The 11952-nt window shown below is 62.8% G+C and carries 11 protein-coding genes; 4 read left to right on the top strand and 7 right to left on the bottom strand.

Features of this window, described 5'->3' with window-relative positions:
• Nucleotide 1: 1 nt before the first annotated feature.
• From IF10I1_RS08990 to IF10I1_RS09005, 4 genes are all read right to left on the bottom strand, one after another.
• Nucleotides 2-706: a pseudouridine synthase gene (locus IF10I1_RS08990; RefSeq protein WP_094462190.1), complete on the bottom strand. Its 705-nt coding sequence runs from the start codon at nucleotides 704-706 to the stop codon at nucleotides 2-4.
• Complete coding sequence (locus IF10I1_RS08995; protein WP_186392526.1) at nucleotides 703-1746, bottom strand: class I SAM-dependent methyltransferase; 1044 nt, start codon at nucleotides 1744-1746, stop codon at nucleotides 703-705. The genes IF10I1_RS08990 and IF10I1_RS08995 overlap by 4 nt, the downstream gene beginning before the upstream one ends.
• Nucleotides 1747-1864: 118 nt before the next feature.
• Complete coding sequence (locus IF10I1_RS09000) at nucleotides 1865-3478, bottom strand: methyl-accepting chemotaxis protein (protein WP_186392527.1); 1614 nt, start codon at nucleotides 3476-3478, stop codon at nucleotides 1865-1867.
• Nucleotides 3479-3722: 244 nt separating this feature from the next.
• Nucleotides 3723-5312 carry a peptide chain release factor 3 gene (locus IF10I1_RS09005; protein WP_186392528.1) on the bottom strand — a complete coding sequence of 530 codons (1590 nt, stop codon included), beginning with the start codon at nucleotides 5310-5312 and terminating at the stop codon, nucleotides 3723-3725.
• 260 nt (nucleotides 5313-5572) lie between these two features.
• Here IF10I1_RS09005 and IF10I1_RS09010 point away from each other — a divergent pair, with 260 nt between their 5' ends.
• Nucleotides 5573-6130 (top strand): DUF2585 domain-containing protein, encoded by a 558-nt coding sequence (locus IF10I1_RS09010; RefSeq protein WP_050470985.1) that lies wholly within the window; start codon nucleotides 5573-5575, stop codon nucleotides 6128-6130.
• An 8-nt stretch (nucleotides 6131-6138) separates the two neighbouring features.
• Here IF10I1_RS09010 and IF10I1_RS09015 read toward each other — a convergent pair whose 3' ends face one another.
• Nucleotides 6139-7041, bottom strand: a complete 903-nt coding sequence (locus tag IF10I1_RS09015; protein WP_186392529.1) for a LysR family transcriptional regulator — start codon at nucleotides 7039-7041, stop codon at nucleotides 6139-6141.
• 93 nt (nucleotides 7042-7134) lie between these two features.
• Between IF10I1_RS09015 and IF10I1_RS09020 the strand changes: the two genes are divergently transcribed.
• On the top strand, nucleotides 7135-7767 hold the full coding sequence (locus IF10I1_RS09020) for a class I SAM-dependent methyltransferase (protein WP_186392530.1): 633 nt from the start codon (nucleotides 7135-7137) through the stop codon (nucleotides 7765-7767).
• Nucleotides 7768-7854: 87 nt separating this feature from the next.
• Here the strand turns inward: IF10I1_RS09020 and IF10I1_RS09025 are convergent, their stop codons facing one another.
• Nucleotides 7855-8559 carry a ParA family protein gene (locus IF10I1_RS09025; protein ID WP_050470982.1) on the bottom strand — a complete coding sequence of 235 codons (705 nt, stop codon included), beginning with the start codon at nucleotides 8557-8559 and terminating at the stop codon, nucleotides 7855-7857.
• A 410-nt stretch (nucleotides 8560-8969) separates the two neighbouring features.
• On the opposite strand from IF10I1_RS09025, the gene IF10I1_RS09030 reads away from it, so the two are divergent.
• Nucleotides 8970-9875, top strand: a complete 906-nt coding sequence (locus tag IF10I1_RS09030; RefSeq protein ID WP_186392531.1) for a S9 family peptidase — start codon at nucleotides 8970-8972, stop codon at nucleotides 9873-9875.
• On the opposite strand, the gene IF10I1_RS09035 is transcribed toward IF10I1_RS09030, so the two are convergent.
• Entirely contained in the window at nucleotides 9864-10868 is a 1005-nt protein-coding gene (locus IF10I1_RS09035) for a GlxA family transcriptional regulator (protein ID WP_186392602.1), read from the bottom strand. The genes IF10I1_RS09030 and IF10I1_RS09035 overlap by 12 nt on opposite strands.
• Before the next feature lie 203 nt (nucleotides 10869-11071).
• Here IF10I1_RS09035 and IF10I1_RS09040 point away from each other — a divergent pair, with 203 nt between their 5' ends.
• Nucleotides 11072-11902, top strand: a complete 831-nt coding sequence (locus tag IF10I1_RS09040; RefSeq protein WP_122521135.1) for an alpha/beta fold hydrolase — start codon at nucleotides 11072-11074, stop codon at nucleotides 11900-11902.
• Nucleotides 11903-11952 lie beyond the last annotated feature (50 nt).

The following is an 11952-nucleotide window of genomic DNA, read 5'->3' on the forward strand; positions in this document are numbered from 1 at the left end:
ATCAAACCGTTCCGAACACCTTGTCCACGTCAGTGGCATCCAGCAGGCGCCACTTGCCTTCTGCGACGCCGTCCAGCCCCAGATGGCCGATGCGGATGCGGGAGAGGGTGTTCACGTGGTTGCCGGTGGCGGCGAACATGCGGCGGACTTGGTGGTAACGGCCCTCGTGCAGCGTCAGCCGTACCTTTTGCGGGGTCAGGACTTCCAGTTCGGCAGGCTTCAGCGGCTTGTCCTCGCTCTCCAGCATCATCGTGCCGGAGGCAAAAAGCTCAGCCTCATTGCCCTGCAAGGGCCTGTCCAGCTCGGCCTCATAGACCTTGGGCACCCCGGCCTTGGGCGAGATGATCTTGTGCAGCAAGGTGCCATCATCGGTGAAGAGCAGCGCGCCGGTTGTCTCGCGGTCGAGGCGGCCAACGGTGGACAGCACCGGCTTGCGGTAGCGGAACCGGTCCGGCAGCAGGTCATAGACGAGGCGCCCCTGATCCTTGGTCGAACAGGTGTAGCCCACCGGCTTGTTGAGCAGCAGGATCATGCCCTGCGGCGGATCCAGAGGCTCATCATCAAACAGGATGTCCTCATGAGCGGTCCTGGAATCGGCCTTGAGCCGCTGCCCGGCCCGGTCGGTCACCCAGCCGTTGCGAATGGCGATCTGCACTTCCTTGCGGGTGCCATAGCCGAGGTTGGCAAGAAGCTTGACCAGTCTCATCGGCCGCGCGCCTTGCGTGCGTGGATCACCTTGTAGCCGCCCTCGTCCGCCACCATGATGGCCTCGGCAAAGACTTCATTGATGACGCCCTCGTAGGGCAAATGCCGGTTGGCGACGAGCCACAGATGCCCGCCCGGCTTCAGGGACCGCGCAGCTGCCCGCACGAAACCCTGGCCGATATCCGTCCGTCCGGCCTTGCCGGTCTGGTGGAACGGCGGATTGGTGACGATGAAGTCATAGGTCTTGTTCAGCCCCTTGGTCACGTCCACCCAGTGGAAGCCGAGACGGCGGCCGGTGGCCAGCGGCGTCACATTCTCACGCGCCAGATCCAGCGCCCGCTGTTCGGCCTCGTAAAGGTCGAGCCCCGTCACCTTGGCACAGCGCTTGAGAACCTCGGTGGAGAGATAGCCGAAGCCCGCGCCCAGATCCGCACCTTCGCCGGAAAGGCCCGACGGCAGATTGGCCGCCAGCAGCGCGGAAGCGGCATCGATATGATCCCAGGCAAAAACGCCCGGACGGCTGACGAACTGCCCGTCAAGGATCGGGCGCACCGCGTCCAGTTCCACCCATTCGGCCACCAGCGCGCCGTTGACGCGGGCCTCGTCCTTGATGGCCCAGGCAACGCGGCACTTGGCCTTGGAGAGTTTGCCGTCCAGTCCGGCAAGGCTTTCGAGATCGCCTTCCAGCGCCTTGCCGCCCTCGGCATTCGTGGCACAGACCACGATCAGCCCGCCCGGCGCTGCACGGCGCACGGCATCGGCCAGCAGGGCACGGGCTTCCTGCTTCTGGCGCGGCGGCAGCACCAGCACCAGCGGATAGCCCTCGCCCTCGGCCTGATGCAGCACCGTGTGGCCCAGTGCGGCCAGCGCATCCCGGTCGGGCGCAAAGCTCTGCACCGGCACCAGCGCGCCCTCAGGCAGCTCCTTCAGATCCGCGCCCGCACGGGCGCGCAGAAACAGGATGCTGCCCCGCGCCTTGGGCAGGTCCAGCGTGCCGTTCAGAAAGGGAAGGAGGAGCGTTTCAAGGACAGGATCGGACATGGCGGCGCTTTCAATGCAGGCGGGCGGCAGTTCTGCACTGCCGCCCGGCCGGTTCATCCGCACTCATACAAGCCGCAGCGGGCAAGGTCAAAGCCGCCTTGCGCCGCCTGCAGGCAGATCACGCGGCGGCAAGCCTGCGCACGAAGTCATCCACCGCACGGCGCAGGGCATCCGTCTGGCTGCCCACCGCATGCGAGGAAGTCATGAGCCGGGCCGCAGTCTCATTCGTCTGCGCCACCGCGCTGCGCATCTGCTCCATGTTGCCGGTAACTTCGGAGGTGCGGGCAGAGGTGACCTGTGCGTTGGACGCAATTTCCGCTGTCGCCTGCCCCTGCTGCTCGACGGAGCGGCTGACGGATTCGGCGTGCTCATCAATGGTACGCATGATCTCGGTGATCTTCTCGATCGCCAGCACCGCGTCATCCGTCGAGGCCTGAATGGCCGAAATCTGGCTGGAGATCTCGTCCGTGGCCTTGGCCGTCTGGGAGGCAAGCTGCTTCACCTCGGATGCCACGACCGCAAAGCCCTTGCCCATCTCGCCGGCCCGCGCCGCCTCGATGGTGGCATTGAGCGCCAGAAGGTTGGTCTGGGCGGCAATCTCCTGGATGAGCGTTACCACCTGGCCGATCTTGTCGGCCGCGACCGCAAGGCTGGTCACCTTCTGGTTCGTGGCCTCTGCCTGACGGGAGGCATCATCCACCACCTGTGCCGTGGTCGTCACCTGCCGGGTGATTTCACCAATCGAGGCAGAAAGCTCCTCGGAGGCCGCGGCAACCGTTTCCACATTGGAGGATGCCTGCAGCGCGGCGTCGGCGGCCGCACTCACCATGCCGCTGCTCTGGCGTGCGGTCGCGTCCATCGCCGAAACATCACGCCCGAGTTCCACCGCCGCATTCTGCAGGGCATCGAAGTAGCTGCCTGTCGTGGCGCGGAAGTCCTCGGCAAGGCGGCGCATGAGTTCGGCCTTCTCGGCCTGCGCCTCGTCCTCACGCCTGCGCACGGTCTCGGCAAGCTCATTCTGCTCGATCAGCGACTGGCGGAATCCGGCAAGAGCATCGCGCAGATCGCCCAATTCATCCGCACTGGACCATTCCGGCAGCCGGTGGGACAGTTCCCCTCGCGACAGGGCACCGGCGGTTGCCGCCAGTTCATCCGCCCGCACCGCGATGCGCGAGCGCAGGAACAGCCAGCCGCCAATGGCCGCAACAAGGGTCGCGCCAATCGAGATCATCTGCACCAGCGCCACAACGCTGGCGGTGGCACGCAGCCCGGCAATGCCTTCGGCCATCTCTTCCTTGATCAGCTCTTCCGCCACATCGGCCTCGGCGATCAGCATGTCGAACGCCTTGTCAAACGTTTCGTCAGCCGTGCTGCCGGCTACGTCGGTGCCCACATTCCTGTAACGCTCGCGGGCGACACCCTCAAAGGTATCGAGTTCTTTCAAAACACCCTGCATCACCCGGCGCACTTCCGCCGATTCCGTGGGAAAGAACCTGCCCTCATCATTGGTGCCGCCATTCAGGATGGCCCCGGCGAAGAAGCGCGCTTCCTTCAGCAGGTCCCAGACTTCGTTGATGTCCTCGCCCTCGTCCCCGGTCATGATTTCTTCGAAGACCAGATGGGCGCGGGTGGCCGTCAGCTTGATTTCCATCGCAGCGTCAGCGAGCGGCGCCAGCCTCTCTCCGACGTGGAGGCCCTCATCGGCCAGTCTCGCACTCTGAACAAAGGTCAACACACCCGTCACAACAACGACGGCAGCCATTGCGGAGAAAATACTCAGCAGCTTCCCTGAAACACGCATCCCGCAATCCCTCTTTGGTGCATGTGGTGAACGTACCAAACCATGTGGGATGATGCGGGATAGATGTTACGACAATCTTAGCCTCTCAAGTCATTCAGACAGATCCCTGTCAAAACAACTAAGAGGCAGCCAGTTTCTCCATGCCATTCAATCGTTCCGGCAAACGGATCAACAATCAGGCACTGTGCACAATCTCACGGGTTTCACGGAAACCGATATCCGGGTTCTTTTCCCCTACGTAATTGACTTCCCAGCCGCTTTTGAACAGGAAGACCGGCTTGTCGTCACGGTCGAGGGCGACGCTCATGCGGTTGGCCTCGATGAATTTCTGCAACTTGACCGGATCATTGCACTCGATCCAGCGCGCCGTCGTGTAGGGCACGGTCTCGAAGCCGATTTCGGTGCTGTATTCGTTCTTCAGGCGGTCCACCACCACGTCAAGCTGCAGCATGCCGACGACGCCGACGATCCAGTTGGAGCCAAGGTCGGGCTTGAAGATCTGCACCAGTCCCTCTTCCGCCAGATCCGAAAGGCCCTGCCGCATCTGCTTGACGCGCATGGTGTCGGACAGGCGCACGCGGCGCAGCACTTCCGGCGCGAAGGCCGGCAGGCCGGTGACGTGGATTTCCTCGCCCTCCGTCAGCGTATCGCCTACCCGCAGCTGGCCGTGGTTCGGCACGCCGATCACGTCGCCGGGATAGGCCTCATCGGCAATTTCGCGCTCTTCGGCGAAGAACAGGATCGGCGCCGAGACGGCAATGCTCTTGCCCGCGCGCACGTGCTTCAGCCGCATGCCGCGCTTGAAAGTGCCCGAACACAGGCGCACGAAGGCGATGCGGTCACGGTGTTTGGGGTCCATGTTGGCCTGCACCTTGAAGACGAAACCCGTCACATCCGGCTCGTCCGGGCTGATCGTCCGCCCGCCCGTTGCCGCCTGCGAGTGGGGGGCTGGCGCATATTCGGCAATGAAATCCAGCAGATCGTTGATGCCGTAGTCGCGCAGGGCCGAGCCGAAGAACACCGGCGTCAGATGCCCTTCGAGGAAGCTCTCCCGGTCGAACGGAGTGTAGCCTTCCGCGCCCAGTTCCACATTCTCCGTCAGTTCGCCCATGATGCGGTCAAACACCCAGTCCGTCAGCACCGGATCTTCCAGACCGGAGACCTCCAGCGTGCGGGCATAGGGGGCGCCGCGTTCGCCGGACGAAGTCTGGAACGTCTTGCGATGCCAGTCATAGATGCCGAAGAAGTCCGAGCCCATGCCCACCGGCCAGGTCATCGGTGACACGTCCAGCGCCAGCGCCTCCTGCACCTCGTCGAGGATCTCCAGCGCGTGGCGGCCTTCACGGTCGATCTTGTTGACGAAGGTGATGATCGGAATGTCGCGCAGGCGGCAGACCTCGAACAGCTTGCGCGTCTGGGTTTCGATGCCCTTCGCCGCGTCGATCACCATGATGGCCGCATCCACCGCCGTCAGCGTGCGGTAGGTGTCTTCCGAGAAGTCCTCGTGGCCCGGCGTGTCGAGAAGATTGTAGATGATGCCGCAGCGCTCGAAGGTCATCACGGAGGAGGACACCGAGATGCCGCGCTCCTGCTCGATCTTCATCCAGTCCGACCGGGCGCGGCGCCGCTCGCCGCGGGCACGCACCTGACCGGCAGCCCGGATAGCGCCGCCCGAAAGCAGCAGCTTTTCCGTCAGCGTCGTCTTGCCGGCGTCCGGATGCGAGATGATCGCAAAGGTACGGCGGGTCAGATAGGGGGCGGTCATGGTCGGCTCCTTGGCGAGAGGCGGGGCACAGGCGAAGCGTGGGCGGGCAAGGCAGCGCGGGCGCGCCAGGCCGCAGGCTTCAGCCGGCAGGGTCTGTCATTGGCGCAAGGTCATAGAGCCAGCAGCGCCAGAATGCCAGCACAGAATAAGGCTTTCCCGCCGCTTCCCGGCCCCCTGCCCCGAGCCGTCACGCAGCGCCTCTGGCCAGCGCAGGCGCCTGCGGCTAAGGATGATATGGGCAGTTTCAACAGGAGACCCATTTGTCCGCACGTGCTTCCTTCATCACCGGCCTCGTTCTTCTGGCCGCCACCGCCGCAATCCTGCTCGCCATGGGCCGCATTCCCATCTGCGAATGCGGCTACGTCAAGTTCTGGACCCCGGCGAGCGATGTCTCCGGCTCCTCCCAGCATATTGCCGACTGGTACACCCCTTCACACATCATCCACGGCTTCCTGTTCTTTGGACTGGCCTGGCTCGTAATGCGCGCCCGTCCGCTGGGCGAAAAGGCACTGCTTGCCATCGTCATCGAAGCGGCCTGGGAAATCGTCGAGAACAGCCCTTGGGTCATCGACCGCTACCGCGAGGCAACCATTGCCGTGGGCTACACCGGCGACAGCGTGCTGAATTCGATCGCCGATATCCTCTGGATGCTCGCCGGCTTCTGGTTCGCTGCCCGCATGCCGGTTTGGGTCACGGTTGCCGTCGCCATCGCCTTCGAGCTGATCGCCCTCTGGGTCATCCGCGACAACCTGACCCTCAACGTGATCATGCTGCTTTATCCGCTGGAGGCCATCAAGGTCTGGCAGGGAGGGGCTTGAGGGAGCTGTCAGCGCAGCTCTGGCTGGGCTGACAGTGCCTTTGCCAGGACGTCGAACACGAGCCGGATGCGCGGGCTGGTGTGGAGCTCCCGGTGCGTGACCAGCCAGACCGGAAAGCTGATGCTGATTTCACCGGGCAGCACCACCTCGACCTCCGGAGCGAAAGGAATGAAGTCAACGGCCATGAAGCCGTAGCCGAACCCATGCCGCACCGCTTCCCAGGCGGCCGTGCCGCTGGCCGAACTGAAACGAAGGTCCCGTTCAGCCGCCTGGATGCCAAACATCTTCAGATATTTGATCATTTCAGCCTTGTTGCCGAAAGCGACGAAGGGCTGACCGGTCAGATCAGCGGCCGTTTCAGGACGTCCGGCCTGATCAAGAAAGCTGCGTGCGGCATACAGATGGGCGTCCGTGTGCCGTAACAGGCGCCCGATCAGGTCTCCCCCCTCCGGCCGGACATGACGCACGGCGATATCTGCCTCACGCCGCTTCAGATCGCTGATTTCGTTGGAGCAGATCAGCTCGATTTCCAGGCCGGGCGCAATGGCATGCAGGTGGCGCAGGACCGGTGGCAGCAAATAATGCGCAAACATGTCAGAAGCCGAAATGCTGACCGGCCCGGCCACGGCCTGCGCCTGACCTGAGGCCACGAGACTGAGCCGCAGGCCCGCTTCCGCCATTGACCGGGCCGCTTCCACGAGTTGCCTGCCCGTTTCCGTCAGGACGAGCGTGCGCCCCGTCCGCTCCACCAGAACAAGGCCAAGCTCCTGCTCCAAGGCGGCAATCTGACGGCCGACAGTCGGCTGGGTAAGTCCGAGCGCCTTGCCCGCAGCCGAAAGGGAGCCGAGATCCGCCACCGCGGCCAGCGCACGGGCATGGTTCCAGTCAAAGGCGAGCTTTGGCCAATTCATGCATTTTTGCATATCATGATTACATGAATCCGCAATTTCAAATTTTCCCGCATGGATCTACCAAGGAGTTCGGCAAAGACGCAGGGACAGCAGATGAACAGTGACGCGAAGTTCTGGGACAGGGCGGCTGAGAAATATGCGCGCTCCCCCATCAAGGACATAAAGTCCTACGAATACACTCTCGAAAGAACGCGCAGTTTTCTGCCGCCTCATGCCGATGTTCTGGAAGCTGGCTGCGGCACCGGAACGACTGCCTTGCGCCTTGCGGGATCAACGGCTCACATTCTGGGCACGGATATCTCCGCCGCAATGATCGCGATCGCAAGACAAAAGCTCCTGGAGCCAGATGCGCCGGTCAACGTCACATTCGAGGTTGCCGCACTCGATGATGCAAGCCTGCCGGAGGGGCCCTTCGATGCGGTCATGGCCTTCAACATCCTGCACCTGTCGCGCAATCTCGATGCAGCTCTGGCAGCGCTTGCCAGGCGGGTCCGTCCTGGCGGGCTGTTCATCTCCAAGACCGTCTGTCTGTCCGATTCACCCTACCGTCTGCTCCGGCCCGTGCTTGGCCTGATGAAGCTCGCCGGCAAGGCCCCGCATGTGCTTTTTCTGTCCCGGAAAGACCTTGAGGACCGGGTCAAGGCACATGGATTTGAAATCCTGGAGACAGGCGATTTTCCGGCCAGTCCGCCCTGCCACTTCATCGTGGCGCGCCGCATGGCATGAGGTTTTTGCCATCCCTGTCAAAGGGCATCCAATCTGCGGAGCGGCCCGGCTGTTCCAGCCGGGCGTCGCGTTGCAATCGGGAAACGGTCAGGACGCCTTGCGGAACCAGTCGTACCAGCGGCGCTGCTGGCGGGCCTGGATGCGTTCCAGCACCTCAGCTGCAAACAGGGCAGCATTGTCCCGCGCCTTGTCGAGATTGGTCACCAGCTTGGGATCAAGCGTTGCCAGGCTGCCGCCGAATTCGAACATGTCGCGATAGGCAGCACGCTCCACAATCGCGGTCATCAGCACATCGATGCCGCTGACGGCGAGATGATCCTGCACCGCCTTGAGCGCGCGCGTTGTCACGGCGGCATTGGTGCGGGTCAGCACGACGCAATGGCGGATTTCGTGACGGACGATTTCTTCCAGCTTGGTGATGAGACGCAGGATCTTTGCCCCGCCCCTTGCATCCATGGACGAGCCCTGGATCGGCACCACCACCAGATCGGACACGGAAAGGGCGTTGGCGACGAGCAGATTCTCCGTCCCCTCCAGATCAACGATCACGTAATCACTGACGGCAGATGCCTCGATGATCTGTTCCGTGATGGTGGCAGGCGTCAGCTGGCTCTGGACTGAAATATTCGCCGGCCGGCCCGGCAGGTCCGACCAGGTGGAGATCCAGCGCTGTGGGTCCGCGTCAAAAATGGTGACGGTCATCCCCCTTTCGGCAATTTCCGTTGCCAGCAGCAATGCCGCTGTCGTCTTGCCGGCCCCGCCTTTGGCATTTGCGAAGGAAATAACGGGCATCTGGTCTCTCCTGGATCTGCGGCAGGTGGCGCTTTGCTGACTGCCTCTCCCGGGAGTGATTACAATACTCCATGGTTAACAAATTCATAACCGGTCTGCAAAATGCAATTTCCTGTCATTAATACCTACTTAATTCCACAGTATTGGCAGTCTACGGGCACCATCATCATGGCAGAGCCAAGCAAAAACCGCAGAAGCGAACGAGAATCAATCAGCCACTCTGGAAGAGGCAGAACAAATTCACAGGTGTTCCTTGGCCAGGAGACTGTGTGTTCAAAAGTGCCATTAATCGTTTGTCAGGCCCCTCCCCCGCCGTTATCTCTTGGCACCATGAGCTGCATGTCCGGCCCCTCTGCGCAATTTCGTGAGGCGGGTGACGGATACAGCGCCGATTTCAACCGGATGCCGCAATGACCGCAAGACCTTCCCGCTTCTTTGCCGGACTGAGTGCCCTTCTTGTGGCCACAAGCCTTTCCCTTGCCCCCGCGGCCGCCCGGTCTCTGGCCCCCTACAAGGATGACCTTTTCGCCTATCCGGGCCTGCTCAACAGCTACCATGATGGTGATTTTGAAGTGGTCGCCTATGACAAGGCCCGTGACATTCACCAGCGGGACAAGGAGCCGGAGCGCGAGGTCTGGGGCAACTATGTCTCCTACCATCCGCGTGGAAGCCAGGAAGATCTGGAGCTGAAGGCCAACGGCCGGACAGTGAAATACATGGCGGCCGGCAAGACCAGGGGCGGTGCAGCCTATGTGGTGATCTATGTTCACGGTCAGGGCGGCAACCGCTTTCAGGGCATGAATGACGTCACCTTCGGCGGCAACTTCAACCGCATCAAGAACCTGATGTCGCGCAACGGCGGTGTCTACATCACCCCGGACTTCACCAATTTCGGCGCTGAAGGCACGAAGGACGTGGAAGCCATCATCGATGCCTATGCCGCCAACTCGCCGGGCGCAAAGATCTTCGTTGCCTGCGGCTCCATGGGCGGCATCCTGTGCTGGAATTTCGCCAAATCCCCGGCCACCGCGCGCAAGCTCTCAGGCCTGCTGTTCTTCGGCTCGCCCAAGGACGAGGGCATTTTCGCCAGCCGCACCCTGAAGGATCCGGCCCTGCGCGTGCCCATCTACATGGGCCACGGCAGCTGGGACAAGGTCTACAACTGGGAAGAACAGGTGCAGTTCTTCGAGCAGTTCCGCGCCAGGGCCCCCGGCTACCCGGTCCGCTTCACCCTGTTCGAGACCGGCACCCACGGCACCCCGATCCGCATGACCGACTGGCGCCTCATTCTCAACTGGATGATTTCAAAGGGCTGAGATCTCACTCTGGCGCCCTTCCTGGGCTCCCTCTGAGGTGATGCCGAACTGCTGGCGATAAGCGGCAGGTGGCAGGCCTGTCAGTTTCTGGAACAGCTTGCGAAAGGCTGCCGGGTCAGAATAGCCGACATCCCACGCAATCCGGTCGACCGGGGTCAATGTGCGCTCCAGCGCCTCCCGGGCCTTGGCGATACGGACCTGCTGCAGATATTCGACGGGTGTCAGCCCTGTGGCCGCGCTAAAGCGGCGCAGAAAGGTCCGTGCGGTCATGCCTGCAGCAGCGGCAAGACCGGTAACGCCCTGCAGGCTGGCTGCCTCGGCATGGATCCGGTGCTGGCATTGCCGGATCGCATCGTCGCCATGGTCCAGCCGCGGAATGAACTGCGCAAACGGGCGCTGGCTTTGGCGCGGCGGCTCGATCAGCAGAAAGCGCGCCGTGGCCAGCATGGTTGCCGGCCCCAGCAGCCGCCCCACCAGCGTCAGCCCCAGATCGGCCCAGGCCAGGATGCCGCCAGCCGTCATGATGTCCCCTTCGTCGACCACCATCTTCTCGTCGGCCAGATGCACCTTGGGAAACCGTTGCGCCAGCTGCTGTGCGAAGGCCCAATGCGTCGTGGCACGGCGGCCGTCAATCAGCCCGGTCTCAGCCAGCACGAATGCACCGGCACAGACTGAGCAGAGCGTGGTCCCGGACCTGTGCTGATCCTTCATCCAGTGCGCAGCCGCTGGCATCGGCGCCATGCGGTCCGGCATGATCAGGCTCGGCGGGGCAATGACGTGGCTCAACCGGTGGGGCCCGCCAGGATGGCTGTCCCAAACAGGCTCCACGCCCGCATCGCTTGCCTGCCAATGCGAGACACGGATGGCGCGCGGCGGTTCTCCGGTCCACTCGCCCGCAATACGGAACAGGTCCGTCAGCCCGTAGACCGCCGCAAGCTGGCAGTCCGGATAGATCAGAAGGCCGATTTCGGCCACGAGTGCTGGCGCCTGCATCACTGTCCGTTTTACCCCGGTTATTGTCTTTTTCGCCACGCCCTTTCCTACGGGCTACGGCGTAGCTTGTCCATGCCAAACAGAAAGGGATCGCAATGACCTTCGACCTCACACGGCGAACTCTTCTTTCCACCGGGGCGGCCGCCGCCGCCCTTCTCATACTGAACCGGGCCACGAGTGCCCAAGCGCAAGGAGAAATCACCATGGCTACGATCAAGACGCAGGACGGAACCAACATCTTCTACAAGGACTGGGGCCCCAAGGACGCCCAGCCGGTTGTCTTCCATCACGGCTGGCCGCTGTCCGGCGACGACTGGGACAATCAGATGCTGTATTTCCTGGAGCAGGGATACCGCGTCATTGCCCACGACCGGCGTGGCCACGGACGTTCGGATCAGACGGACACCGGCAATGACATGGACACCTACGCCAATGACGTGGCCGAACTCGCTCGCGCCCTGAACCTGAAGAACGCCATCCATATCGGCCATTCGACCGGCGGTGGCGAAGTGGCGCGCTACGCCGCCCGTGCCGAAAAGGGCCGCATCGCAAAGGCTGTCCTGATCGGCGCGGTTCCGCCGGTGATGGTCAGGTCGGAAGCCAATCCCGACGGCATTCCGCTCGAGGTCTTCGACGGCTTCCGCGCGGCCCTCGTCGCCAACCGGGCCCAGTTCTTCCTCGACATTCCGAGCGGGCCGTTCTTCGGCTTCAACCGGGAGGGCGCCAAGGTCAGCCAGGGCCAGATCCAGAACTGGTGGAGACAGGGTATGATGGGCGGTGCCAAGGCCCATTACGATTGCATCAAGGCCTTCTCGGAAACCGATTTCACCGAGGACCTGAAGGCCCTCACCATCCCGGTCCTGTTGATGCATGGCGAGGATGACCAGATCGTCCCGATCTCGAACTCCGCGCACAAGGCCATCAAGCTTCTGAAGAACGGCACGCTGAAGACCTATCCGGGCCTCTCGCATGCCCCCTTCGCGACCCATCCCGAGGTGATCAACCCGGATCTGCTGGCCTTTGCCCGCGCCTGATCACCAGCACGCCAAGAGCACCTGGGGCAGCCATCAGGCAGCCCCAGGTC

Origin of the sequence: Pannonibacter sp. I15F10I1 (assembly GCF_900185665.1) — a bacterium.
In the GTDB taxonomy this organism is placed as follows: domain Bacteria; phylum Pseudomonadota; class Alphaproteobacteria; order Rhizobiales; family Stappiaceae; genus Pannonibacter; species Pannonibacter indicus.

Coding starts and splice junctions, on each gene's coding strand:
- IF10I1_RS08990 (WP_094462190.1), bottom strand. CDS start 706: ATGAGACTGGTCAAGCTTCTTGCCAACCTCGGCTATGGCACCCGCAAG.
- IF10I1_RS08995 (WP_186392526.1), bottom strand. CDS start 1,746: ATGTCCGATCCTGTCCTTGAAACGCTCCTCCTTCCCTTTCTGAACGGC.
- IF10I1_RS09005 (WP_186392528.1), bottom strand. CDS start 5,312: ATGACCGCCCCCTATCTGACCCGCCGTACCTTTGCGATCATCTCGCAT.
- IF10I1_RS09015 (WP_186392529.1), bottom strand. CDS start 7,041: ATGAATTGGCCAAAGCTCGCCTTTGACTGGAACCATGCCCGTGCGCTG.
- IF10I1_RS09020 (WP_186392530.1), top strand. CDS start 7,135: ATGAACAGTGACGCGAAGTTCTGGGACAGGGCGGCTGAGAAATATGCG.
- IF10I1_RS09025 (WP_050470982.1), bottom strand. CDS start 8,559: ATGCCCGTTATTTCCTTCGCAAATGCCAAAGGCGGGGCCGGCAAGACG.
- IF10I1_RS09030 (WP_186392531.1), top strand. CDS start 8,970: ATGACCGCAAGACCTTCCCGCTTCTTTGCCGGACTGAGTGCCCTTCTT.
- IF10I1_RS09035 (WP_186392602.1), bottom strand. CDS start 10,868: ATGCAGGCGCCAGCACTCGTGGCCGAAATCGGCCTTCTGATCTATCCG.
- IF10I1_RS09040 (WP_122521135.1), top strand. CDS start 11,072: ATGGCTACGATCAAGACGCAGGACGGAACCAACATCTTCTACAAGGAC.